Source organism: Streptomyces sp. 2323.1 (genome assembly GCF_900221035.1).
GTDB classification, from domain to species: Bacteria; Actinomycetota; Actinomycetes; order Streptomycetales; family Streptomycetaceae; genus Streptomyces; species Streptomyces sioyaensis.
The window spans coordinates 7,562,263-7,585,373 of sequence record NZ_LT907981.1 but is presented as its reverse complement, the minus strand read 5'-3'; the positions used below and the strand labels follow the sequence as shown (position 1 = coordinate 7,585,373).

The window sequence follows — 23,111 nt, the reverse complement described above, 5'->3', positions numbered from 1 at the left end:
AGAGCGGGGAGGCGCGCGGGCCGCCGGCGGCGGGCTCGGCTCAGGCGGCGGTACGGCGGGCGGTGCGTCCGGAGATCTGCAGCCGGTCGATCGCGCCGGTGTCCGGATCACGCACGAAACATCCGCCGGGCACCCGGCGGCCGGACGCGGGGTCCACCAGATCGCAGCTCAGATCCGCGTAGCAGACGAGGGGTGCCGGAGTGTCGCCGCTCACGGACAGCGCCAGGGAGCCCTCCGCGTCGGCGGTGACGCGGTATTCGACGGTTCCGTTGTGGTAGGTCCCGGCGCACTGGGGAAGTGCGAGGGGACGGCCGGCCTCCCGCGGGCGCGGTGCCGCGGGCACGCTCACCCCGGTGATCTCGGCGAGGTCGTCGGCCAGTTCGTGCCACAGGGCGGTGCCGCTGTTGGCGTTGCTGGTGAAGGCGACCACGGTGCCGCTGTCCGGTTCGGCCCGCAGATGGCAGGAGGTGCCCTGCGCGTTGCCGTCATGGCCGCACCACTGTGCCGCGCCCTGCTGGAAGAGCGCGAGGCCCAGCCCCCAGGCGTCCGCCAGGACACCCGGCACGGCGCCGGGGACCGGCCGGCGCATCTCCTCGGCGGCGTCCTGTGGCAGCACCGGGCGGGGGCCGTGTCCGATCAGGTCCCGGCCCAGTGCGACCAGGTCGAGCGCGCTCGCCAGCAGGCCACCCGCCGGCGCCTCCACCGGCGCGAGGGTCTGCTGCACCGGCAGGACGCGTCCGGAGAGCGGGTTGGCGGAGTGGCCGCTCGCCACCGGTCGCTCCGGCGCGGGGTCGCCGAGGAAGGCGGGCCGGGTGCCCAGGGGTTCCAGGAGGAAGGCCCGTACCGCGTCCTGCCAGGGCATGCCCGTCACCGATTCGATCAGCCGGCCGGCGGCGACGAACCCGGCGTTGGAGTAGGAGAACCCGGTCCCGGGCGGGCACACGGTGTCCCGGTCGGCGCAGTGCGCGGACAGATAGCGGGACGGCGTCAGGGCCGCGGCGTCGTCCGAGTCGGGCCCGGTCGGGAGTCCCGCGGTGTGGCTGAGCAGCTGCCGTACGGTCACCTGCGGCGTCCGCAGCTCCGGCACGTACAGGGCGACCCGGTCGGCCGGCGCGAGGTCGCCGTCGGCGGCGAGCAGCATGACGACCGCGGCGGTGTAGCACTTGGTGACGGAGCCGAGCGGCACCGCGGTGTCCGCGGTGAAAGGCCGGCCCGTGGAGACGTCCGCCTCGCCGGTGTGGACGCTGTACGTGACCGAGTCGGTGTGCACGGCGAGTTGGGCTCCGGGCACCTGATGGGCACGGGCGAGCGTGTGCAGACGCTCTTGTAACAGGCGTCGTATCTGCGTCTGCTGCCGGCTTGCGACCGGAGCGCTCGTGGCATACGGCATGAGAAAGCTACTCCCGGATCTCGAAATTCACGAGGCGTTGATGTGCCGGCTCACCGTGAACCGGTTCCGGTCGCGGTGTCGGCGCACCGGCCTCCGGACCTGATCGCCGAGGTGTGCTCGACGGCTGGACTCCCCGCGTGCCCGCGTCCCCTGCGGCCATGCACGCCGGGAACGGCGCTATGACCTCCGTACCTCCAGCGGCAGTCGGCGCACGCTGACGATGACGGCGGGATTCTGGATCTCGACCTCGCTGCGACAGGCCACGGCGATCTCAGGGAAACGTTCCAGCACCAGCCGGAGGGCGATCCTGGCCTCCAGCCTGGCCAACGGCGCACCGAAGCAGAAGTGGATGCCGTGGCCGAAGGTCAGGTGCGGGTTGGGGCTGCGGGTCACATCGAAGTCGTCGGGACGGGCGAACCGGGCCGGATCGCGGTTGGCGGCGGCCAAGTTGGCCATCACCACCGAGTCGGCGGGCAGCGTCCGCCCGGCGAGCCGCACTTCACGGGTGGTCCGGCGGCCCAGTTCGGGGAAGGGCGGCAGCCAGCGCAGCACCTCTTCGATGACATCCGGCAGCCGCCCCGGATCGGCGCGCAACAGAGCGGCCTCGTCGGGGTACTGGTCGAGGCTGAGCACGGCATTGCCCAGCAGGGCGGTGGTGGTGATGTGCCCGGCGACCAGCAGCAGCGCCACGAAGCCGACGATCTCCTGGTCCGTCAGGCGCACCCCGTCCACCTCGGCCTGCACCAGCCGGCTGGTCAGCCCCTCGCCCGGGTTCTTCCGGTGGTGGCGGATGTGGTCGAGGATGTAGCCGTTCATCTCGCGCACGGTGGGCGCGATGGAGTCCAGCGCGCGCTCGACATCGGCCATGTCCAGCGAGGAGCCGATCTCGTCCCCGCCGAAGAGGGTGGCCGCCCACTCCTGGAACAACGCCCGGTCGCCGGCCGGTATCCCCAGCAGTTCGGCGATGACGATGATGGGAAGCGGGTAGGCCAGCGCGTCGACCACGTCGAACCGGTCGCGGTCCTCGACGGCGTCGAGCAGCTCCGTGGTGACGGCGTGAATCCGCGGTTCGAGTCCGGCCACCACTCGCGGGGTGAAGGCCTGGCTGACCAGGGTGCGCAGCTTGCGGTGCGCCGGCGGGTCCATGCCGACGAAGTTGCCCTGGCGGAAGGTCTCGAAGTCCGGCTGGGTGGGGGCCAGCCCGGAGAAGTCGGAGGAGTACGCGGCCGGATCGGCGAGCACGGCGGCCACGCTCTCGTGGTCCAGCACCTGCCACAGCTTCTGCTGCTCGTCGTAGCGGACGGGGCCGGCCTGCCGCGCGGTTCTCCACCCGTCGACGAGCTCGTCGAAGGCGAAGGGGGCCTGTATCAGTTCGTTGCTGGTCACCGGTTCTCCCTGGCGAGCGGGTCCGGGAGGGTTCGCTCCTCGCCGGCAGTGGTGCAAACGACCGGTAGGCGGTCATGTGCCCCGGAACGGTGGATTGCGATACGGCACAACGGACTCACGTCACCGCCTTTTCCTGACCTTGGTTACTTTCTTGATTGTTTTCGGTGCGGGCAAAATCGCCGCTCCGGGACTCCGTGCACGGTGGTGTCGCGGTCACCCCGGGGGGCGAGGCACACCGAGTTCCACGACCGCACGGTCGTTCAAGGGGACGCGCGCACGTGAATTCCGGCGCACGGCAGGCAGCAGCGCGCGAATACCGGGTGGCGCGACAAAGTGACATCCTGCGCAGCCGCATTCGCGTTCCGGGTCGTCAGGGACGCGGGCAGCGCCGAGTGCCACTGCACGACGGGCGACACGGGCGGCGCCCCACCGCGACCTGCGGCGGACAGCGGCGCGAAGGCTGCCTCGGCGGTCGGCCGGGTCCCCACCGGGGCCGTACCGCGGGCCGTTCACGGACAGCGTGCGGGCCGCAATGTCACCGGCCCGACCCTTCCGTCCCTCGGCGCATCCCACCGGGGAAATACAGCCGATTTCGCCTTCCCACTCGGTGCACAAGTCCGCGAGCACCCTCCCCCACCATCCGTCACTCCATGGACAAACGGTAGCGACTGCACAGTCGACCTTCCCGATATCACTGATCCCCCACTGAAGAACCTCGCGCATGACGCGAATGCGACGTCCCGTCCCGGACAAAAGGCGGCTGATCCCACACGCCAACCACCGCTGCCGAAAAAGAGAACGAGAGAAGAGTACGCATTACTGGCAGGTATCGCTTGGTGTTGTCAGTGATTCGTACCCCTGGAAGCTTTCGCGCCAGTTCGACGTGGCCACAGTCTTCACTCCCGGTCATACGATAGCAACCCCCCAAAGCTTCACGGAGGGTGACTTCAATCCCCAGTTGCCTTAACTCGCCCGTAAGTTACCGGGGACCCCTGTTACTCCTGAGGCTCCGGATTCGACTTCCCGTTCGAACCACCTGCGGCGAATTGGCTGCCACCACGCCCGGAAAGCCGCAAAACCCCTACCGGGACACCGGTCCCCGCCGCAGGGCAACGCCCCCACCACCACGACAACGGCGCAGCCCAGACGGGTCGAGCTTCCTGACAGAGCGTCAATTCAATGACACTTTGCCGAACTTGGTCGACACCCCACGGCCAGACGACGGATGTCTCGGCGTCACCCGGGCCGGGCCACGCCGGCGACCAAGGGGTCCGGGCGGGTCCGGAATGGCGGCCCGGGCCGATTCGGTGGCGTCCGGTCAGCCAGGAAGACGCCCCACTCGATGTCTGACTTTCGACGGCCGAATCATTGGCTGGATTTGATGCCTTGCGGGCAGCGCGCGCACCGCGGTATTCAACCCTCCGCCGAATAGGGGGAAAAGAGCGGCCATGCGCCCCAATAGGCCGCGACTTTGCCCGGGGACGGCATCCCGGGGCGGCCCACCAGCCCGGCCGATCACGGTTTCTTCCAGCCCGCCTGCATGGCACCCGGGCATGTGCAGGTGCGAAGAGACAGGTGCCCATCGGGCGGTCGGCAGAGCCGTCTGGGACCAACGATGAGGGCAGCGCGTCCAGTTGCGGGGCCGACAGCCGGGCGCAGGCACGCGCGGCGCCCGCTCATCGAAGGCCGAAATTGGCGCATACGTGCGACTGAGGCGTGCTTAGATATAGCTTATGTCTCCCCGGGCGATGCGCCGGGCAACGGTGCACGACGCCAGCACGCTCGTCGGCTGAGCCGTCTCCGCGCGCCGAGGGCCCGCCCGGCCCCGCCGCGAGCGGTCCACGGCCGCACCCTCACCCCGCATCGCCCCTTCCGCTTTCCTCACCCACCTGACGTCAGCCGGGTCCGGCTGACGTCACGACTACAACAGAAGAGTTCATGAGACGAATACCTTGGACGCGCACCGCCACCCTGGGCCTGTGCGCCTCGATAGCGTCGCTCGCCCTGGCCGCTCCGGCGACCGCGGTCCCTGACCTCGCCGGCCGGGCACCCGCCTCCGCCACTCGGAGCGCGGCGGCGCCGCTGTCGCACCCCACACCCCCCGCGCCCTCGGCCGCGCCGACCACGCCGCCTCCGCCGGGCGCGCCGGTGAAGCCCTCGAAGGGCGTGACGCCGGAGGAGATCCGTAAGGCGCAGGAGGCGGAGCGGTATTGGACGCCCGAGCGCATCCGCAGCGCGGTCCCCGTCGAGGTCCCGGAGACCGGCGGGAAGCCGGACGAGCAGCGTGCTCCGGCGGTGCGGGGCAAGCGGTCGCTGCGGGAACCGAGTCATGAGGTCGGCGCGGGCATCGCCACGGTCGGTGTGTTCCTGATCCGCAGCACCGACGGATCGCCGACGCCCAACCAGTTCTGTACGGCCAACTCCGTGACGTCGCCGACCAAGAGTCTGGTCATCACGGCGGCACACTGCCTCAAGGGCAATAAGTCCTACAGCAAGGTCGCCTTCGTCCCCGGCTACCGCGCCGGTGCCTCGACGCCCGGCCAGGCCGGGGAGACGCCGTACGGCATCTTCCCGATGCAGGAGGGAAAGGTCTGGATCGACGGGCGGTACCTCTCCCCCTCCCCCTATGACGATGTGGACTTCGCCTTCCTCCGTGTCGGACCGAACTCCCGTGGCCAGCTCCTGGAAGACGCGACCGGCACCGGCAACACGCTGACCACCACGTCGTCCGCGAACCTCGCGCGCAAGAACGTGACCCTCATCGGTTACCCCGGCGGCCAGAAGACGCCGCTGCAGTGCACGAACGACACCAGTGCCGTCAAGAACCGGTTCATGGAGATCAAGTGCGCCCGATTCCGCTCGGGCGTCAGCGGCGGCCCGTTCCTCGACGGCTTCGACGGCAGCCGCGGCAAGCTCGTCGGGGTCATCGGCGGCTACAACACCGGTGGGCTCTCCGACGACATCTCCTACTCCTCACAGTTCGACGACGACGTCGTCCGGCTCTACGACCAGGCGGTCGGTGACGCGGAGCCGGACGATCCCAACCTCATGGGCAGCGCCGGCACCTGGCAGCACGCCACCGTCCTGACGGCCGGCAGCTTCCACACCGCCTCGGTACGCGACGACCGCAGCGACCTGATCGTGCGCTGGTCCGACGGTGAGGTCTCCCTCTACCCGGGTAACGGCAAGTTCGGCTTCCGCAAGGACGTCCAGCTCCTCAAGAAGAACAAGGACTGGGAGCAGGCGCAGGTCATCACCGCCGGCGACTTCACCGGCGACGACACCGACGACCTCTTCGTCCGCTGGGCCAACGGCAGGATGACCCTCTACAAGGACGTCGACGAAACCAACAAGCTCACCGACGCGATCCAGCTCCGCGGCCCCAACAGCACCTGGACGCACGCCGCGAACATCACGGCCGGCCGCTTCGGCGGCGGCAACACGGCCAAGGACGACCTCGTGGTGCGCTGGGACGGTGGCGGGGTGACGCTTTACACCAACGTCGACGCCGCCGGGCTCCACGCCGAGAAGCAGCTCGCCAAGAGCAACACGACCTGGCCGCACACCGCGGACCTCGCCGCCGGGGACTTCAGCGGCCCCTCGGGCGACCAGGATCTGTTCGTCCGCTGGGACGACGGCGAAGTCACCGTCTACGAGGACATCGCGGCGGCCGGATTCAAGAAGGAGCACCAGCTCCGCCCCGCGAAGTCCGTATGGCGCAGTGGCCTGCTGGTCACGGCCGGCGCGTTCGGCGGCGGTTCGGGCCAGGACGACCTCATCGCTCTGTGGCCCAAGGGCAAGCTGAGCCTGTACGCCGACACCACGGCCACGTCCCTGGCCCGGGAGCACAACCTCGTCCCCGCAATGGCCAACTGAGCATCAGCGCAGATGTGCTGCGGCGCCGGCCCGGGACGTCCCGGGCCGGCGCCGCGTCCTTGATCAGCTGGTCAGCTCGACGTCCGGCTGGTCGGGTGAGCCGTCCCCGGCATGCGCGAGGACGACGCCGGCCACGGTGCGGGCGGCTTCCCGCGGGGACGGCGCGACGGTGCGCTCGGAGAGCGGAAGAGGGGCCGGGGCCTGGTCCTGGATGCCGAGGAAGGCCCGGTTGACCACCCGCTCCGCGGCGTGGCCGTCGTCCCACATGCAGAAGCGCGCCCGGAACGCGGCACGCAGCTCCCTGGCCCGCTCGTCGTCCCAGCGGCCGCTGCGGAACGCCTCGATCAGCTCGTCCTCGCTGGTGGCGATCGTCCCCGGGGTGTCTCCCGGCTTGCCGGAGAGCAGGTCGAAGGTGACGCCGCGGGAGCGGACGTACGTCTCCCAGTCGTCCGCGTAGGTGATGATCGGCCGGTCGAGGTTCGCGTAGTCGAACATGATCGACGAGTAGTCCGTGATCAGTGCGTCCGCGGCGAGGCACAGCTCCTCGACCGAGGGGTGCCGGGAGACGTCGATCAGCGCACCGCGCTCCTGGAGTTCCTGGAGGTGCGGGTCCTGCCCGTAGAAGTAGTGGGTGCGGACGAGGAGGACGAAGTCCGGGCCGAGCTCCCTGGTGATCTTCTCCAGGTCGAGCTGCGGCACATAGCCGACTTGGTAGTCGCGCACGGTCGGGGCGTAGAGGACCGCCGTCCTGCCGGGTGCGATGCCCAGCCGGGCCCGGATGTCGAGGACGTCCTGGGCACCGGTCCGGAAGAAGACGTCGTTGCGCGGATAGCCGGCATCGATCGACTCGAAACTGCAGGGGTAGACCCGCTCCCACTGCTCGCTGGTGTGCTGGTTGGCAGAGACCGACAGGTCCCAGCGGTCGGCGCGTTCGAGCAGCTTGCGCATGCTCATGCCCTTGACGGCGGCCGGGTACTGCTGCTGGTCGATCCCCATCCGCTTGAGCGGGGTGCCGTGGTGGGTCTGGAGGTGGATCTGACCCGGGCGCTTGACCACGGTGTCCGCGAAGTTGACGTTGTTGACGAAGTACGTCGCGCGTGCCATCACCTCCCAGTAGCGCTGCGAATTGACGACGACATGGTCCATGCCCTCCGGCACGGTGTCCACGAGGTCCTCGCGCACCACCCACACACCCTTGAGGTGCGGCGCCAGCTCCTTGGCCTTTTCGTAGACCGCCAGCGGATTGCAGGACGGGGTGCGGTTCCAATAGGCGCTGAAGACGGCCAGGTTGGGGTCGAGGGGCCGCTTCAGCTGCATCCGGTAGAAACCGGAAGTGGCCCGCTTGCTCACTGCGCGCTGGGCCTTGCGCAGACGCTGCTGCCCGTTCTTCCGGGTACGGCTCAGCAGATTCACGGCCTGGAAAACGCGGTACGAACCGCGTTCCAGGGCCTGGAACTGAAGGGCGTCGACCTCGGCGGGCGGGGTGAATCCGGCGGGCTTGTGGCGCCGGTACATCTCTGCGGCACGACGGAAGAACTCCGGCCGGTCCTGGACGAGGACCCGGCTTTCGCGTGCGCCGGTGAAAAGGAAATGGCTGATCATTCGCTCGAAGAACAGCGGCCGCAGCGGAGTGAGGTCCGGCCGGCCGTCGAGAAACTCGAAGAGCCGCTGGTACTGCTCGAATATCGTGAAGTGCTTGCGGCCCGGCGTCTTCATGGAATTTCCGTGGCGGCGCTGCCGGTAGTCGACACAGGCGTGGTCCAGACACACGGCACGCTCAGCGGTGAGCATGGTGGTGTACACCATGAGGGCGTCCTCGTAGAGCCCGTCGGTGTAGCGGAAACCGTTGTCGACGAAGAACCGGCGCCGGAAGGCCCTGTTCCACACCACGGCGAACATCTGGAAGAACTCGGTGCGCTCGGCGGGCCGGAACACCTCCGCCCCGGCCTCGGCGAGGAGTTCACGGGCGGCACTCGGCTTGACCGCATGCCACCAATAGCTGCGCACATGATCGAAGAGCAGCAGGTCCGGGTCCTCGGAGTCGGCCAGGCGGTCGGCCATGGCGCGCAGCGCCCCCGGAGTGAGGGTGTCGTCACTGTCGAGGAACAGCAGATAGTCCCCGCTCGCCCGCGCCACCCCGGTGTTCCGGGCCGCACCGATGCCACGGTTCTCCTCGTGGCGCACGGTGATCACCCGCGGGTCGCGGGCGGCGTACTCCGCCAGGATTTCACCGCTCCGGTCCGGCGAGCGGTCGTCGACCGCGACGACCTCGAAGTCGGCGAAGTCCTGCTCCAGCAGCGAGTTCAGGCACGCGCGAAGGTAGCCCTGCACGTTGTAGACAGGAACGACGATGCTGAAGCGTGGGGCGGAGCTGAGGCCCGTTTCGGGCATGGCGGGGTTACTCCTAGAAGATGTCGGCCGCACGACGCAGGCCTGAATTCTTGTGACTGTGAGTGTGACAACCGAAAGCGCGGACAGGTTGCGCCTGGGCTGCGTGGCCTTCCTGTTGTGTCCATCACACTCAAGGCTCCGGGTCATCAACGGGCGCGCTGCGTGCCAGGCGGAGTGGACGGCAGCAGTTTCACGGGCGGGCTGCGGCGGCCCCATGACGCGCACCCGGTGACGTACTTCACGGCAGCCGAAAGAACGAGCCGCGCACGCCATACGTCCCTCTATGTACACCTTTATTGCTGCGACCGAAAACATCCCGCGGGCCCGGCTTGCCGTGGCGGCTGTCGCGAGTGATGACCGGGAGACGGAAACTCGGAAGGACGGTATTCCCGTGTCGCTTTCCCTCGCCTTTGGCGCCGGCGTCCTCGGCAGTGTGCTGATAGCGGTAGGGGCCACGCTGACCGATCGCCCCCGGCGTATCGCTCACCGCGTGGTGCTGGCTCTCGGATGGCTATGGGTCGCCTGCGTCATCGGCTTCACCTTCGGCACCCGGTCCGGCGGCGGACAGGCCGTCAATCTGACATTGCTCGATGTGGCCAATCCCGCGGACCTCATCGATTTCCTTCTGAACATGGCGATGTTCGCCCCCGGTGGCATTCTCCTGGCCGTACTGCGCACCGGTGTGTGGCCGGCCGGTGCGCTCGCCTTTCTCGGTTCCCTCGCCATTGAGGTCACGCAGTATCTGACCGCGTCCGGACGGACCGCGGACATCAACGACCTCCTCTCCAATACCTTGGGCTGCACAGCCGGTTATGCCTGCGCGGCGGCCGTGGGAAAGGCCGCACACGAAATCGGGCGGCGTCAGCGGTACGCACACGAGGTCGACAGGCTTTCCCGCCTGTAGCGCAGCGGAGCCCGGCGTCCGAGACCGTTGCCGCCGCCGGGTTGAGCACGCCTCGCCGACGCCGCCCCGTACGCTTCCCTCGTCAGAGTCGCGTACGAGGAAGGAGCGGACCGCGGTGCGTGTACTGCTGGGCATCGCCGGTGCCGTGATCGTGCTCGGGATCTTTTCCTCGGTGCTGCACTCGCTGGTGATCCCCCGGCCGACGCGGCCGGGCTTCAGCCGGTACGTCCAGCGTCTGGTGCAGTGGCCGTTCCGGCTGGTGGCCGACCGCCTGCCGAGCGTCGAGGCCAGGGACCGGGTGCTCGCCCCCATGGCGCCGCTGGCCATCGTCGTCACCCTGATCAGCTGGCTGGTGGCCTTCCTGATCGGATATGCGCTGCTGGAGGCGTCGGTGAGCCGGCTCGGCCTCAGGGAGGCGCTGATCGAGGCGGGCTCCTCGCTCTTCACGCTCGGCTTCGCCAGCGGCAACCGCGTGTCCCTGAACGTCATCGACTTCTGTGCCGCCGGCACCGGCCCGATCGTGATCGGTCTGCAGGTGGGCTATCTGCCCGCGCTCTACGGCGCCTATCAGCGCAGGGAGACCGAGGTGACCCTGTTGCAGGCCCGGGCCGGCAGCCCGCCGTGGGGGCCGGAGATCCTCGCCCGCTATGCGCAGGTCGATCTGCTGGACGACCTCTCCGAGCTGTTCCGGAACTGGGAGCGGTGGAGCGCCGGGGTGAGCGAGAGTCACACCACCTACCCGATCCTGATCCACTTCCGCTCCCCGAGGGTGTCCCGCAACTGGCTGATCGCCCTGCTGGCCGTATTGGACGCCGCGGCCCTGCAACTGGCCTTCAACCCCTCCCGGCGGCAGGCCGAGGTGCGGATGGCGCTGCGGGCGGGCTTCGTGTGTCTGCGCGACATCGCCGACACCGAGGGCATCCCCTATGACCGTGACCCTCACCCGGACGACGTACTGCAGTTGGATTACGAGGACTTCCTGCGGGGCGTGGAGCGGATGAGGTCCCAGGGCTACCCCATGGAACGCACACCGCAGGAGGCGTGGCCCCATTTCCGTGGCTGGCGGGTCAACTATGAGCCGCTCGTCTACCGCCTGGCCCGCGACATCGAGGCGGTACCGGCCCCGTGGTCCGGGGCGCGCCGCACGGAGATGGCCACCTACGCCCCGCGCACCCCGATCGACCGCCGCCCCGTCGGGTAGGGCGGGTCGTCGGAACAGCCCGGGCGGGCCGGCCTCAATCCCGGGGCAGCAGTGAGCCGAGCGGTCCGAGATCGAGGTTGAGGTCCTCCAGGCGCAGACCGTGCTGGTCGCACAGCTCGGTCATCCGCGCTTCGAGATGCATCAGCGTCTCCCCGATCCGCTCCACCTGCTCGTCGCTGAGATCTCCCTGTTCCACCCGGCGGATCGCCTGCCGTTCCATCAGCTGCCGCAGGAGTTCGACGACGGTGAGCACCAACGAGGCCAGATCGCGGCCGACTTGGTCCCGGTCGATGTCGAACCTGCTCGGCGCGTGGTCCGTCCGCTCGGTCACAGCGGGCCCCCGTCCGCCCACGGCGCGGGCATCCGCTCACTGACCGACGACAGCAGCGCGTGCAGGGAGAGCCGCACCAGGGGCACGTCCGCGATGGCGATGACCAGGTCCCCGCTCACCACGACCCCCGTGGAGAGCACCCGGTCCAGCAGGTCGACGAGCGGCACACCGAGGGGTCCGGCGAGCGGGCCGGGCGTGTCCCAGGGCACGGGCGCGTGTGCGTGCGCGGACACGCTCACACCTCCCCGACGAAGGAGTACGGCACCCAGGGGCCGGACAGCTCGATCTGTGCTCCGGTCCGCGTGCGCCAGGTCTCCACCGCCTCGGCCAGTTCCTCCGCGCGGTCGTGCGGGAGCAGGTACGCGGCATTGAGGATCTGCCGCCGGGATGCGGCCCCGGTCATCTCCTGCCCGTGCGGACGGAGCCGGCGGGCCGCGGTGGCCAGCCGGCTCAGCGCGGCATCGACGTCTTCGGCGGTCTGCAGCGCACGGTCGTGGCGCTGCTCCCGTGCCTGATGGAGCCCTCGCTTGCGTTCCAGATAGGCACGGCCCGCGCCGGCCTTCCCGCTGCCCTGCGGACCGTCCGGAGGCGTCTGGTCGGACGGTCGGGGAGCACCGGCGGGAAGCGAGACCTTCACCCCCCACTCGGCCTGTCCCTCGATGCGGTCCAGCACCGCGGTGAAACGGGCCGCGTCCTCCCCGAGGGCCTGACGTGCGCGCTCGTCGCTCCGGTAGAGGGTGGCGAGCGCCAGCGGTGCCGTGGGTCCGCAGGCGGCGGCCGCGACCACCACCTCGTGGTGGGCGCGTGCGCACCGTTCGAGCTGCGTACGGTCCGACAGCCGCTGCTCCCAAGCTTCCTGGGTGAATTCCGCCGCGGGCACGTGCTGGACGACCGCCGTGAGAGCCCCGCACCGCAGCGCCCGTACGGGAAATCCCTCGGCGAGCCCGGGCAGCCCGGTCAGCGCGGCCGGCGTGAGCTGCCGGCACACGGCGTAGACATAGGTGGCGGTCTCGGCGGCAGTCGTCCCGTTCGCCGGCGTTCCGGCCTGCTGCTGCGTCGTCATGTCCCTGCCGCGTCCTTCCTCCTGGAGGAGTCCGTCGAGCCGTTGCCGTCGCCGGACTCCAGTGCCTCCACCCGTTCGCGCAACTGCCGGTTCTCCGCGCGCAGTTCACTGTCCGCGGCCTTGGAGCTGAGCGCGGGATCCGTCTCCCACCAGTCGATGCCGGCTTTCCTGGCCGTCTCCACCGAGGACACGAACAGCCGCAGTCTGATCGTGAGGAGCTCGATGTCGAGGAGGTCGATCTTGATGTCGCCGGCAATGACGATGCCCTTGTCCAGGACGCGTTCGAGGATGTCGGCGAGGTTGGTGGTGCCCGGGCCGTTGGCGGGCGGAGCGCTCGGGCGGTAGTCGACGTCGGTCATCGGGTCACGCTTCCCGGCGCGCGGCCACTGCCCGGGGCAGCGGCGAGGGGGACGTCGGTCGGCCTCACGTTCTGACACCTCTCCTTCGGCACGCGGCCGGTCAGCACCCGTGCAACAGGTCGAGCAGCTGCTCCTCTTCGCGTTCGAACGCCTCGGCGCTGAGGTGGCCGGCTTCGAATTCGTGGTTCAGCGCGGCGAGCCGGGCGCGGACCAGCGACGGGTCGTGCAGCTCGTTGTCGGCCGCCTGCGCGAGTTGATCGGCCACCCAGACCACTCCGCGTACGGGCGCGAGCGGCAGCGTGAGCACTGCGCTGATCAGCCCCATGTCAGGCCCCGAGAGGGGCGGCGGAGGGAAGCGGCTCCAGAAAGCTGTAACACGGCAGGGGGCCGGCCACCCGCAGTACGACGCGGTCCTCCCGCTGCCGGGCCAGCCGCTCGGCCTCCGCGACGAAGCCGGCGCCGTCGCCACGGTCCACCAGGAACGACACATTGACCTGGCAGCCGGTGACCTGCGGCCCGGCGCAGACGGCATGCGCGGAGGACGACAGTTCCCGCACGATGTCACGGCCCGCTTCGGCCGCCCGGCGCGCCAGTGCGGTCGCCACCGCCTCGCCCAGGCGGACGTTCGCCTCGTAGCTCGGCCGCCGGCGGGCCGCCTCGCGCAGTCCGCGGATCGTGGCGTCGCCCTTGACGAGCGCGGGCAGTGCCTCGTCGGCCGGCAGCGCTTTGACGTTGATCTCGACGCGGCCCGCGACGCCGTCCAGTGCGGCCAGCTGACGGTCCTCGGCCTCGCTGAGCTGGCGGCGGATCACCGACTCGTCCGGTGCCACCATGCCGAAGCGCATCGGGAGGACCGGCCCGTCCTCCGCCAGTGCCAGCAACAGTTCCTGGTGCGCGAGCAGATCGCGGCGCCGGGCCCGGAGCCGCGGCGGTGCCTGACTGATGACCGCGGCCAGCCGCCCCTCTTCGACCCGTCCCACGGTCCCCGGAGGGTCCCCGACTCCGCCCAGTGCGGGCGGCAACGGATGACCGGCCCGGACGATGCCATAGACGTAGATGCCCTCGTCCGTCACTGTCACTGCGTTCAGTCCTCCTCTTTACGCCGGCGGGAAGCGGCGCCCGTCCGGGCGGTACTGCGCCGACGCCGCTGCGGCTTCGACTCCTCCTCGGATTCCTCGTCCGAGTCGCCGCCCGCGCCCACCGCGGAGCGGACGGTTTCGCCGACGGATTGGGCGGCGTCCTTGACCTTGCTCTTTCCGATGCTCTTGGCGGCCTGGCCGCTGAACAGCTCGGGCACGGTGACGCTGCCCGAATCCCGCTCCAGATCCAGTCGATTGCACGCCTCCGCGAACCGCAGATACGTATCGACGCTGGCGACCACGATGCGGGCATCGATCTTGAGGATCTCGATCCCCACCAGGGACACCCGTATGAAGACATCGATGACCATGCCCCGGTCCAGGATGAGCTCCATCACGTCGTACAACGTGCCTGCCCTGGGCGGGCAGGGAACCACCTCACCGGACAGTCCGGTATACGTCGTGGTGCCCATCTGGGGTGTCCTTTCAGCAGGTGGCGGCGGTGCGCTCACTCATCTGCCGCACCGCGCCGATAGCGGCGGGTCCGGTAGTACTCCAGCAGTTCGCCGTCGGCGTCGAGCCGCACCTCGTACGTCGCGAGGAGGCTGGTGGTATCGGGGATGCGGAGCAGCTCCAGCACGTCCACCTCGACGCACCAGCCGTGATCGGTCCGGCGCACCGCCGATACGCCCTCGGCCCGATGGCTGATCAGGTCCTGCAGCAATTCAGCAGCACGGCGAGCCATCGCCCCGGGCGCGTTCCCGGACTCCTTGGTCCGCTTTCGGGCAGCCGTCGACGATGACCGAGTCCGCGTTCGGGATTGCTCTGCCATGCACCCCAGTCTCATCGCAATCCCGACCTGCGCATCCTGAGCGCGGCCGGATGACGGCGGGGGTGGATTCCCTGCGCCGGCGGGGCCACCCGGACGGGTGTGATGGCAGCCCTCCACGTCTCCAGCCGGAACCCGGACCGGCCGATCCGGCCTGCGCCACCGCCCACCGCACAGCCCGCCGCACGGCCCCCGAGCAGCCCGCGGTCGTCGCCGAGGGAGCACGGATGCCCTGATCACCTACACTCGGCGGATGGCGAAGTATTTCGACGTGCACCCGGAGAATCCCCAGCGACGCACCATCGGCAATGTGGCGGACAGTATCCGCTCCGGCGCGCTCGTCGTGTACCCGACCGACTCCTGTTTCGCGCTGGGCTGCCAGCTGGGCAGCCGGGACGGCATCGGCCGGATCCGGTCGATCCGCAACCTCGACGACCGCCATCACTTCACCCTCGTGTGCCAGAACTTCTCGCAGCTGGGGCAGTTCGTGCACATCGACAACGACGTGTTCCGCACGATCAAGGCAGCGACGCCCGGCAGTTACACCTTCATCCTCCCGGCGACGAAGGAAGTGCCCCGCCAGCTGCTGCACCCGAAGAAGAAGACGGTCGGCGTCCGGATCCCCGACCACGCCGTCGCCCAGGCCCTGCTCGCCGAGCTCGGGGAACCGCTGCTCTCCAGCACCCTGCTCCTGCCCGACGAGGAGGAGCCGATGACCCAGGGCTGGGAGATCAAGGAACGGCTCGACCACGTGGTGGACGCGGTACTCGACTCGGGCGACTGCGGCACCGAGCCGACCACCGTCATCGACTTCTCCGGCGGCGAACTCGACATCGTACGCCGAGGAGCAGGCGACACGACGCGGTTCGAGTAGGCGCTTTTGACCACCTCGTCAATCACCGTCGTGACCTCGACTATCATCCGAGGCTGCGCTCAGCGTCGGGACATGTAGAGGCCGAGGGCCTTGTGCAGGACCTTGTTCAGCGGGTAGTCCCACTCGCCGAGGTATTCGACGGCCTGGCCGCCGGTGCCGACCTTGAAGCGGAGCAGCCCCAGCAGGTGGTTTCCCTCTTCGAGGGTGTCGGTGATGCCGCGGAAGTCGTAGCGGCGGGCGCCGAGTTCGTAGGCATCGGACATCATCCGCCACTGAAGAGCATTGTTCGGCTGGACCTCGCGCTTGCGGCTGGTGGAGGCGCCGTAGGAGTACCAGGCATGTTCGCCGACGGTAAGCATCGTGGCCGCCGCGAGCATCTCCCCTTCGTGATGAGCGAGGTACAGGCGCATACGGTCCGGGTCCTCGGCCCTCAACACGGTCCACATGCGCTGGAAGTAGGCCAGCGGACGCGGGATGAACCGGTCCCGCTCGGCGGTCTCGACATACAACTGATGGAACGCGACCAAATCCTCGTCACCACCCTGGACCACCTTGACGCCGGCCTTCTCCGCCTTCTTGATGTTGCGGCGCCACTGCTGGTTGAGGTCGCGTCGGACCTCCTCCAGTGACCGCCCGGCGAAGGGGACCTGGAACACGTAGCGCGGTTGCCCCGCGGCGAAGCCGTCCTCGCCGTCGAGCTCGGCCTGCTGCCAGCCCATCTGGCGCAGCCGGTCGGCGATGCCCAAGGCCCGCGGCTCGCGCGCAGTCGCCTCCACATCCCCCAGCCGCCGTGCCTGCGGGTCGGCGATCGCAGCCTTGACCGCCTCGGCGCTCCAGCGGCGGGTCACCACGGGCGGCCCCATCTTCACCGAGAACACACGCTGCGACTTGAGGTAGGCAAGCATCGGCTCCAGCCACTGCTCCAGATCTGGTGCGGCCCAGTCGATGACCGGGCCTTCGGGCAGATAAGCGAGGTAGCGCTTCAGCTTCGGCAGTGGCCGCAACAACACCAGTCCAGTGCCGACGAGGCGGCCCCCCTCGTCGAACCAGCCCAGACTCTCCGCCCGCCAGTCCGGCTTCACGTCCCCCCACGCGGGAACCTGCATGTGACTCACCGAGGGCCGGGCAGTGACGAAGGCCAGATGCTCCTCGCGGGTGATCGCCTTCAGGCGATAGCTCATGCGCAGTGCTCCTTTGTCCGAGGCGCAAGCCTACTGAGGCGTGAACAACAGCGGTGAACACTCGCCCTGAGCCGCGCCGGCCTCCCACGTTCGGGCCGCACCCTGAGCCGCGCCCGGTGGCCGCATCAGCACGTACCTCAGCGCCGCCGAGACCACGGGGCCGGCGCGCCGGACCGCCCGCCGGGGGCACGGGACGCGGTGACATCCGCACGGTCAAGAGGCCTTCCCCACAGGGGCGTTGGCCTCGTCGCGTAATGCGGGTGATAGATTCTCAACACGTGTTTATTTTCTTGAAGTCGGCCGTGAAGCCTGCGGTGGGGGGCACGTCGTGGCGTCCGCACCGCAGCGTGGAGAGGGAGCATCATGCGCATTCTCATCACTGCACAGGCGAGTTATTCCCACCTCGCCCCTCTGGTGCTACCGGTGGCGGAAGCAGCACAACGGGCAGGTCATGAGGTAGCCGTCGCCACCGGACCCGCCGTGGTCGAGCACATCGAGAAGCGGGGACTCACCGCGTTCACGCTGCCGAGCGTCAAGGGCCTGGGGGACGTACTTCAAGGGGGAGCGCTCCAGCGTCCGATCGGTATGGAGCAGGTCGGTTCCGTGACGATAGAACTGGAGCCGGGGTTCTTCGCGGCGGCCTTCGTCGGGCTGTTGGCCGCTCCCTGCGCACGCGACCTCCTCGACCTGGCGCGGGAGTGGCAGCCGGACCTGATCCTCCATGAGTCGACCGAGTACGGCGGCTATCTGGCCGCTGAGCGCCTCGGCATACCGCACGGCGCGTTGGACATCGCTCCGATGGCGCCCTACGCCCATCCGGTCGTCACGGAGGAGCTCAACCGGCAGCGTGCGGAATTCGGCCTGGAGCCGGTTTCCGACCCCTGGCACCCCTTCCGCGCCTTCCGCGCCGGAGTCGTTCCGGAGGACTTCTACCCGACGGACAGCCGGCTGCCCGGCGCCCGCCACTATCGGGTTCCGGCGCAGAAGACGCGCGGCACCCTCGACCCGGACATCGCCCAACTCCCCACGGACCGGCCGCTCGTCCTCGCCACCCTCGGCTCGAACGTTCCCCGGTTTTCCGACGGTGCCACCGCTCTGCTCCAGACCATCATCGAGACACTCGGGGAGCTGCCGGTCACCGGTGTCGTGGCGCTGGGAGCGGACCGCGATCCTCAGCTGTGGGAGGGGCCGCGCGCCGACAACGTCCATCTGACGTCGTTCGTCCAGCAGGAACTCCTGCTCCAGTCCAGCGATCTGTTCCTGACGCATGCGGGCTTCAACGGGACCCGGGAGGCGCTGACGGCCGGAGTGCCCATGGTGGCTGTGCCGTTGTTCGCCGAGCAGTCCCAGAACGCCGGCCGGCTGGAGGAGTTGGGCGTCGGGACCCAAATCAAGGCCCAGGACGTCACCCGCGAGGCGCTGTCCGCGGCTCTGCGCACCGTGCTGGAGGACCGCTCGTACCGGTCTCGCGCCCAGGGACTCCAGCGCCGGGCCCATGCACTGCCGGACCTCGACCGGCTGGTGGAGGACGCGGCGGCGCTGGTCTCCTGAGCCGGGCGACTCCGGCCTGCCACCGGCCCGGCCGGATCGGGGTCGGTGGGGAGCGCGCACGGCGGCCGTGGATCCGGCACTCGGCGGCCCCGTGCGCACCCCGGCGCCGTACGCGACGGCCGGTCGGGGGCGGCCGCGCCGGCGAAAGCCACGGTGCAAGGCCCTGGTGCCACGGGGAGGTGCTTGTAGCATCAGGTCCCGGCACCGGAAAGGGGACCGACTGTGACCTGCGCCGATGCAGTGACGAATGCGCCCGGACGGGCCGCGCCACGGGAGACCGGGGCGCGCGGCCCGGCCGCGGAGGCAGCGCTTCCGGAACGTAAGGGCGAGCGCACGCGTCGGCGCATCCTGGCAGCTGCGCGTCGCAAGTTCGCAGAGGTCGGCTACGAGCGCGCCACCATCCGTGCCATTGCGGCCGAGGCCGACGTGGACAAGTCGTCCGTCATTCAGTACTTCGGCAGCAAACAGGAGCTGTTCCGCGAGGCCGTCCGCTGGCACATCCCGCACGACGAACTCACCACCGACAACCCGGGCCACACAGTGGAGAACCGTCTGCGGGGCATGCTGGACAACTGGGCGGCGGATCAGGACAGCCCCATGGCCGTGCTCCTGCGGACCAGCATGACGAGTGAGGACGCCGCGGAGCTGCTGCGCCGGCATGTGACCGCGGAGGTGACCGACCATCTCGCCGCCACCATCGACACCCCCGATGCCCGGCTGCGCGCCGCGCTGTTCGGCGCGATGATGATGGGCATCGCCAGCCAGCGCCATCTGCTGCACCTGCCCGACCTGGCCGAGGCCGACGTGGAGGACATCGTGCGGCTCGCGGCTCCCCTGCTCCGCAGCCTCATCGCCCCCGAGGCGTAGCCGCTCGCGCCGTCGGGGCGGCGCACGCCTCACAGCGCACGGGTCTCAGTAGGCAGGGAAGGCCCAGCCCCCGGGGTAGAACGGTTCCCGGTCGCCGCGGAAGGCAGTGGAGGCGTGTGCCAGTGCGCCCGGCCGGAGTTCTTGTACGAGTCCCGCGGCCGCGAGTGCGGTGAGTGTGGTGCCGCCGAGGAAGGCCGCGCCGAGCTCGGCCGAGGTCATCCGCAGGTCGGGGGCGGCAGCCGTGCGGGCGCAGCCGGCTGTGTCGCCGTCCGCCTGCAACCGGTAGCGGCCGGCGTTCCACGGGCAGAAGCTGTCCTGGACGTCCAGGACGACGTCCAGCGCCGTGGTGTACCGACGCCCCGCCAGAGCGCGGTCGACGTCGACGAGGCGTACCCACAGACGGTCCACTTCGGTGGTGCGCACTGCCCGCGGGTCGGTCAGCAGGTGCGGGAGGGGCTCGTCCACCGCGGCCTCGTACTCGATCCACGGCACCAGGTCGATTCCGGCGAGGAAGCGCCACAGTGCGGCGTATCCCTGCCGGGAGACCGCCGCCAGCTCCACGACCTGCACGGCGCTCGCGTTCGCGCCCAAGATGTCCCGTGCGCTCTTGAGCCGGTAGAGCGCGTAGCCGGTTGCCCGGCCGTCCGGTTCCCGGTGCACGGCGTACCGCAGAGCGCCGGCGCCGCCGCGGGCCTGCGGCTCGTCGTCGAGGCGGCTGTCCCAGGCGCGTTCGGCGCGGGCGGGCCAGCCGACCGTGCGGAGGCGCACCTGCTCATACACCGTCTCGATGTGCGGACGGGCCTCCTCGCGACCCAGAAGCCGGATGCTTCCCGCCCCGAAATCCGTGCCGGGGCGGAAGTCCATGGCACGCTTTTCGGCGCGCAGTTGAGCCCCACGGGAGGACGGGCCGTAGCCGTACCGCCCGTAGATGCCGGCCTCGGCGGGACGCAGTGCCGCAATCGGCTCGCGGCCGCACTCGTGCAGGTCGGTGAGCTGTTTGCGCATCATCGCGGTGAGGATGCCGCGGCGGCGGTGGGTGGGGGCCACACCGACCCAGGTGACCCCCGCCACCGGAAGCACGGCCCCGGGGACCGTCAGCGAGCGGGTGTAGGCAGCGGTCCCGGCAACGGGGAGGTCACCGTCGAATGCCGCAAGGGTGCGGTCCAGCTCGACAGTTGCGCGTTCCCGGGCGATTTCTTCGTCGGACCGGTCATCGCCGTAGGTGTTGGCGATGACGCGGGCCCAGGTCTCGAACTCGGCATCAGTGACGGGGCGAAGCGGAAAGGATTCGGGCACGGCGTCTGTGTAGCCGATGAGGCGACATGGGCGCGAGGGGTTTTCCCCGGTTCTGGCGAGGGCGCCGATCCGGAGGTGTTCCCCGGCGGGGGCGCCGAGCGGGCAGGCGGCGGGCGACAGCGGTGCGGCCCGGGTGCGGGGCCGTTGCGGGCCTGCCGGTGACAGGCCCGCAACGGCGTGCGCAGGTGCGGTGATCAGAGCCGGTCGAGGATCTTGTTCATCTTCGCGACCTCGGCGGTCTGGTTCTTGATGACGTTGCCGGCGAGCTTCTTGGCGGTCGCATTGCGGCCGTTGCGCTGCTCGTCCTTGGCCATGGTGATCGCGCCGTTGTGATGGCCGATCATCATCTGCGCGAACTTCTTGTCGAAGCCCGTGCCCTTGGCGGCCTTGAGGTCCGTCATGTCCTTCGCGGACATCATCCCGGACATGCCGCCGGAACCGTGGTCCATGCCGCCGGAACCATGGTCCATACCGGGCATGCTGTGCGCGGACGACGCCGGGGCGCCCCACGCCTTGAGCCATCCCCGCATGGTCGTGATCTCGGGGCCCTGGGCCTTCTCGATCGCCGCCGCCAGGGTCTTGATCTCCGTGTCGGAGGCCCTGCCATCGGCCAGTCGGGCCATCTCGACGGCCTGCTGGTGGTGCGGGATCATGCTCTGCGCGAAGGTGACGTCCGCGTCGTTGGACGCCCCCGGGGCGGGGTTCGCCCCGGACTTCTTCGCGGCGGACGGCGCACTCGTGCTCCCGTGATCCGTGCCGCTCGACCCATCGTTGCTGCCGCACGCGGCGAGCAGCAGGACTCCCGAAGCGAGGACCCCCACGGCCGCGAGGCGGCGGTTCAGGGGACGTCGGACGGTGCGCTGGAGGGAACTCATGTCGATACACCTCATGTTGTCGGTCGTACAGATAGGTGGCGCGTACGCGGCTTCGCAGGCCGCGCACAGTGCGCGGCCGCGAGGGCGGGTCGGCCTAGATCCGCAGGACGGACAACCGGGTGAGATCAGGTGGGCGAGGTGGAGGGTTGGGCCGCAGCAGCACGACGGCCTTCGCCAGGTGGTCCGCCAGCCATCCGGGCGTCCGGGTGAGTGCCGCGCCCAGCAGTATCGCGAGCGCCCAGGTGCCGAGCACGGCGCTGCACAGCGAGGCCATGTTCATGCCCGTGCCGGGTCCGGGAGCGTAGTGCGAGGGCGGGTCGTCGGTGGAAGTCCCGGAGTGTGCGGAAGTCGCGGAGTAAGTGGAAGTCCCGGAGTGGGCGGAGCGGGTGGGCGGTGCCTGGCGCGTCGGGGTGTCGGCGGCGGCAGGGGGCCGGGACATCGCGGCCATGCCGGTGGTGTGGCCTGCCGCGGCGTGGCCACTGGACCCAGCGGTCCCATCCGGATGCCCGACGGTATGCATCACGAAGACGCCGAGCGCGAGCACCACGACCAGCAGGAGATGCGCCATGGCGCCACCTGCTCGTACGTACCGTCTCGTGTTCACCGCTGCCGAACCTCCTGAGGAGGAGCGTACCCAAGCAGGCGGATCGAGCCGTGCTTCGGGGGCCTGCGCGCCTGTCGGCAGCTATCAGCCGGCAGGCGGTTCCCAGACCGCGCAGTCATGGGCGAAGAGCACGCGTCGTGGGTCGAGGGCAGCCAGGCGGTCCCACCACCGAGGGGTGGGCAGCGGTACGTCCGGAGCGTGCGGTGCAGCGTGGCGGGCGAGGTGGTCCGCGGCGAACTCGGATGCGCGGTCGTACGCCTGGCCGGCCAGGATCACGGTGCCGTCGCCTCGCCGGATCACCAGGGATTGGTGCCCGTCGGTGTGTCCGGGCGTCGGGAGGATCCAGATGCCCGGCCGGACCTCGGCCTCGCCGGTGAATTCCTCATAGCAGGCGCCGGGAAAGTCGATGAGTTCGTCGAACGTGTAGTCGCCCCGGCGGGCGGTGGTCAGCTCCACCTCCTGCACCAGAATCGGCTTGCCGCCCAGCAAGGGATTGCCTCCGCAGTGGTCGAAGTGGAGATGGCAGTTCACCACCAGCGAGATGTCGGCGAGCGTGACTCCGGCCGCCGACAGGGCGTCCTGCAACGACCGGCGCCGAGGCCGGTAGTGCGCTTCGGTCTCGGGGTCCGCGTGACCGATTCCCGTGTCGAAGAGGAGCAGTCCCTGGTCATGCCGGACCAAGTAGGCCAGCACGGGCTCCACCCGCGGTAGCGGGCCGCCGGTCTCCGAGGCGGGCCGGACGATATACCCCAGGTCCAGTCGGCGTACTGCGGTGTCATTCCCCATCGGGCCATGCTGACAGCCCGTCATGCCGGTCACCGGTTGTTCCGCCGACGGCGGACGGATGGGCACGCATCGTGGGGAGGCGCTCCCGGGCAGCCGACGCTCGCGGGCCCCCGACCACCGGCCCCCGGCAGCCTTCGCCTCCGTAACCCCGCCCCCAACCCCACGCCATTCGCGCACGATAACCGCTCCGCACTGCCGCCCCGGCGCAGTGCCACAAGGGGGAGTTGGCACATGCAGAGCACGAACGGCGAGGCCACGCTCGTCATAG

At 69.8% G+C, this 23,111-nt stretch carries 22 protein-coding genes; 6 read left to right on the top strand and 16 right to left on the bottom strand.

All coding sequences use genetic code 11. The annotated features are described in order from the left end of the window. Positions 1 to 40 precede the first annotated feature (40 nt). Positions 41 to 1,390 (bottom strand): serine hydrolase domain-containing protein, encoded by a 1,350-nt coding sequence (locus CPH93_RS32765; protein WP_096214918.1) that lies wholly within the window; start codon positions 1,388 to 1,390, stop codon positions 41 to 43. A gap of 177 nt (positions 1,391 to 1,567) precedes the next feature. Next, on the bottom strand, positions 1,568 to 2,776 hold the full coding sequence (locus tag CPH93_RS32760) for a cytochrome P450 (RefSeq protein WP_096214917.1): 1,209 nt from the start codon (positions 2,774 to 2,776) through the stop codon (positions 1,568 to 1,570). A gap of 1,938 nt (positions 2,777 to 4,714) precedes the next feature. Here CPH93_RS32760 and CPH93_RS32755 point away from each other — a divergent pair. Then, on the top strand, positions 4,715 to 6,652 hold the full coding sequence (locus tag CPH93_RS32755) for a trypsin-like serine peptidase (RefSeq protein ID WP_096214916.1): 1,938 nt from the start codon (positions 4,715 to 4,717) through the stop codon (positions 6,650 to 6,652). A gap of 63 nt (positions 6,653 to 6,715) precedes the next feature. Here CPH93_RS32755 and CPH93_RS32750 read toward each other — a convergent pair whose 3' ends face one another. Then, entirely contained in the window at positions 6,716 to 9,043 is a 2,328-nt protein-coding gene (locus CPH93_RS32750) for a bifunctional glycosyltransferase/CDP-glycerol:glycerophosphate glycerophosphotransferase (protein WP_096214915.1), read from the bottom strand. Positions 9,044 to 9,326: 283 nt separating this feature from the next. Here CPH93_RS32750 and CPH93_RS32745 point away from each other — a divergent pair, with 283 nt between their 5' ends. Both CPH93_RS32745 and CPH93_RS32740 read left to right on the top strand, forming a co-directional pair. Next, positions 9,327 to 9,947 carry a VanZ family protein gene (locus CPH93_RS32745; RefSeq protein WP_231977036.1) on the top strand — a complete coding sequence of 207 codons (621 nt, stop codon included), beginning with the start codon at positions 9,327 to 9,329 and terminating at the stop codon, positions 9,945 to 9,947. Between the two features lie 115 nt (positions 9,948 to 10,062). Next, the gene (locus CPH93_RS32740) at positions 10,063 to 11,148 is read left to right on the top strand and encodes a hypothetical protein (RefSeq protein WP_093481657.1); all 1,086 of its coding nucleotides are present in this window, start codon (positions 10,063 to 10,065) and stop codon (positions 11,146 to 11,148) included. A gap of 34 nt (positions 11,149 to 11,182) precedes the next feature. Here the strand turns inward: CPH93_RS32740 and CPH93_RS32735 are convergent, their stop codons facing one another. The 8 genes from CPH93_RS32735 to CPH93_RS32700 all read right to left on the bottom strand — a co-directional run bounded on the left by CPH93_RS32735 (position 11,183) and on the right by CPH93_RS32700 (position 14,812). Beyond that, complete coding sequence (locus CPH93_RS32735; protein ID WP_096214913.1) at positions 11,183 to 11,479, bottom strand: gas vesicle protein K; 297 nt, start codon at positions 11,477 to 11,479, stop codon at positions 11,183 to 11,185. Further along, the gene (locus CPH93_RS32730) at positions 11,476 to 11,712 is read right to left on the bottom strand and encodes a gas vesicle protein (protein ID WP_173909927.1); all 237 of its coding nucleotides are present in this window, start codon (positions 11,710 to 11,712) and stop codon (positions 11,476 to 11,478) included. The genes CPH93_RS32735 and CPH93_RS32730 overlap by 4 nt, the downstream gene beginning before the upstream one ends. 2 nt (positions 11,713 to 11,714) lie before the next feature. Next, positions 11,715 to 12,542, bottom strand: a complete 828-nt coding sequence (locus CPH93_RS32725; protein ID WP_096214912.1) for a GvpL/GvpF family gas vesicle protein — start codon at positions 12,540 to 12,542, stop codon at positions 11,715 to 11,717. Next, positions 12,539 to 12,901 carry a gas vesicle protein gene (locus CPH93_RS32720; RefSeq protein ID WP_096214911.1) on the bottom strand — a complete coding sequence of 121 codons (363 nt, stop codon included), beginning with the start codon at positions 12,899 to 12,901 and terminating at the stop codon, positions 12,539 to 12,541. Before CPH93_RS32720 ends, CPH93_RS32725 begins: the two co-directional genes overlap by 4 nt. A 100-nt stretch (positions 12,902 to 13,001) precedes the next feature. Further along, positions 13,002 to 13,226: a gas vesicle protein GvpG gene (locus CPH93_RS32715; protein WP_006606768.1), complete on the bottom strand. Its 225-nt coding sequence runs from the start codon at positions 13,224 to 13,226 to the stop codon at positions 13,002 to 13,004. A gap of 1 nt (position 13,227) precedes the next feature. Beyond that, positions 13,228 to 13,974, bottom strand: a complete 747-nt coding sequence (locus tag CPH93_RS32710; protein ID WP_093481663.1) for a GvpL/GvpF family gas vesicle protein — start codon at positions 13,972 to 13,974, stop codon at positions 13,228 to 13,230. An 11-nt stretch (positions 13,975 to 13,985) separates the two neighbouring features. Beyond that, on the bottom strand, positions 13,986 to 14,453 hold the full coding sequence (gene gvpJ / locus CPH93_RS32705) for a gas vesicle protein GvpJ (RefSeq protein WP_093481664.1): 468 nt from the start codon (positions 14,451 to 14,453) through the stop codon (positions 13,986 to 13,988). A 35-nt stretch (positions 14,454 to 14,488) separates the two neighbouring features. After that, entirely contained in the window at positions 14,489 to 14,812 is a 324-nt protein-coding gene (locus CPH93_RS32700) for a gas vesicle protein GvpO (protein WP_096215681.1), read from the bottom strand. A gap of 250 nt (positions 14,813 to 15,062) precedes the next feature. Here CPH93_RS32700 and CPH93_RS32695 point away from each other — a divergent pair, with 250 nt between their 5' ends. Further along, positions 15,063 to 15,683, top strand: a complete 621-nt coding sequence (locus CPH93_RS32695; protein WP_093481665.1) for an L-threonylcarbamoyladenylate synthase — start codon at positions 15,063 to 15,065, stop codon at positions 15,681 to 15,683. A gap of 59 nt (positions 15,684 to 15,742) precedes the next feature. Here the strand turns inward: CPH93_RS32695 and CPH93_RS32690 are convergent, their stop codons facing one another. Further along, on the bottom strand, positions 15,743 to 16,864 hold the full coding sequence (locus CPH93_RS32690; protein ID WP_096214910.1) for a lipid II:glycine glycyltransferase FemX: 1,122 nt from the start codon (positions 16,862 to 16,864) through the stop codon (positions 15,743 to 15,745). Between the two features lie 363 nt (positions 16,865 to 17,227). Between CPH93_RS32690 and CPH93_RS32685 the strand changes: the two genes are divergently transcribed. After that, a complete protein-coding gene (locus CPH93_RS32685) occupies positions 17,228 to 18,415 on the top strand; it encodes a glycosyltransferase (RefSeq protein ID WP_096214909.1) in 1,188 nt (395 codons plus the stop codon). Positions 18,416 to 18,637: 222 nt separating this feature from the next. Beyond that, positions 18,638 to 19,282: a TetR/AcrR family transcriptional regulator gene (locus tag CPH93_RS32680; protein WP_197708720.1), complete on the top strand. Its 645-nt coding sequence runs from the start codon at positions 18,638 to 18,640 to the stop codon at positions 19,280 to 19,282. A 45-nt stretch (positions 19,283 to 19,327) separates the two neighbouring features. On the opposite strand, the gene CPH93_RS32675 is transcribed toward CPH93_RS32680, so the two are convergent. From CPH93_RS32675 to CPH93_RS32660, 4 genes are all read right to left on the bottom strand, one after another. Beyond that, entirely contained in the window at positions 19,328 to 20,578 is a 1,251-nt protein-coding gene (locus CPH93_RS32675) for a GNAT family N-acetyltransferase (protein WP_093481668.1), read from the bottom strand. A 194-nt stretch (positions 20,579 to 20,772) separates the two neighbouring features. Beyond that, positions 20,773 to 21,453 carry a DUF305 domain-containing protein gene (locus tag CPH93_RS32670; protein WP_093481670.1) on the bottom strand — a complete coding sequence of 227 codons (681 nt, stop codon included), beginning with the start codon at positions 21,451 to 21,453 and terminating at the stop codon, positions 20,773 to 20,775. 94 nt (positions 21,454 to 21,547) lie between these two features. Beyond that, positions 21,548 to 22,021 carry a hypothetical protein gene (locus CPH93_RS32665; RefSeq protein WP_231977035.1) on the bottom strand — a complete coding sequence of 158 codons (474 nt, stop codon included), beginning with the start codon at positions 22,019 to 22,021 and terminating at the stop codon, positions 21,548 to 21,550. 120 nt (positions 22,022 to 22,141) lie between these two features. Continuing rightward, positions 22,142 to 22,843 (bottom strand): N-acyl homoserine lactonase family protein, encoded by a 702-nt coding sequence (locus CPH93_RS32660; protein WP_096214907.1) that lies wholly within the window; start codon positions 22,841 to 22,843, stop codon positions 22,142 to 22,144. Positions 22,844 to 23,111 lie beyond the last annotated feature (268 nt).

Bases quoted from the DNA above. Each gene is read 5' to 3' on its own strand.
- CPH93_RS32765 (WP_096214918.1), bottom strand. From the start codon at position 1,390: ATGCCGTATGCCACGAGCGCTCCGGTCGCAAGCCGGCAGCAGACGCAG.
- CPH93_RS32755 (WP_096214916.1), top strand. From the start codon at position 4,715: ATGAGACGAATACCTTGGACGCGCACCGCCACCCTGGGCCTGTGCGCC.
- CPH93_RS32750 (WP_096214915.1), bottom strand. From the start codon at position 9,043: ATGCCCGAAACGGGCCTCAGCTCCGCCCCACGCTTCAGCATCGTCGTT.
- CPH93_RS32745 (WP_231977036.1), top strand. From the start codon at position 9,327: ATGTACACCTTTATTGCTGCGACCGAAAACATCCCGCGGGCCCGGCTT.
- CPH93_RS32725 (WP_096214912.1), bottom strand. From the start codon at position 12,542: ATGACGACGCAGCAGCAGGCCGGAACGCCGGCGAACGGGACGACTGCC.
- CPH93_RS32720 (WP_096214911.1), bottom strand. From the start codon at position 12,901: ATGACCGACGTCGACTACCGCCCGAGCGCTCCGCCCGCCAACGGCCCG.
- CPH93_RS32715 (WP_006606768.1), bottom strand. From the start codon at position 13,226: ATGGGGCTGATCAGCGCAGTGCTCACGCTGCCGCTCGCGCCCGTACGC.
- gvpJ (WP_093481664.1), bottom strand. From the start codon at position 14,453: ATGGGCACCACGACGTATACCGGACTGTCCGGTGAGGTGGTTCCCTGC.
- CPH93_RS32700 (WP_096215681.1), bottom strand. From the start codon at position 14,812: ATGGCAGAGCAATCCCGAACGCGGACTCGGTCATCGTCGACGGCTGCC.
- CPH93_RS32695 (WP_093481665.1), top strand. From the start codon at position 15,063: ATGGCGAAGTATTTCGACGTGCACCCGGAGAATCCCCAGCGACGCACC.
- CPH93_RS32690 (WP_096214910.1), bottom strand. From the start codon at position 16,864: ATGAGCTATCGCCTGAAGGCGATCACCCGCGAGGAGCATCTGGCCTTC.
- CPH93_RS32685 (WP_096214909.1), top strand. From the start codon at position 17,228: ATGCGCATTCTCATCACTGCACAGGCGAGTTATTCCCACCTCGCCCCT.
- CPH93_RS32670 (WP_093481670.1), bottom strand. From the start codon at position 21,453: ATGAGTTCCCTCCAGCGCACCGTCCGACGTCCCCTGAACCGCCGCCTC.
- CPH93_RS32665 (WP_231977035.1), bottom strand. From the start codon at position 22,021: ATGGCGCATCTCCTGCTGGTCGTGGTGCTCGCGCTCGGCGTCTTCGTG.
- CPH93_RS32660 (WP_096214907.1), bottom strand. From the start codon at position 22,843: ATGGGGAATGACACCGCAGTACGCCGACTGGACCTGGGGTATATCGTC.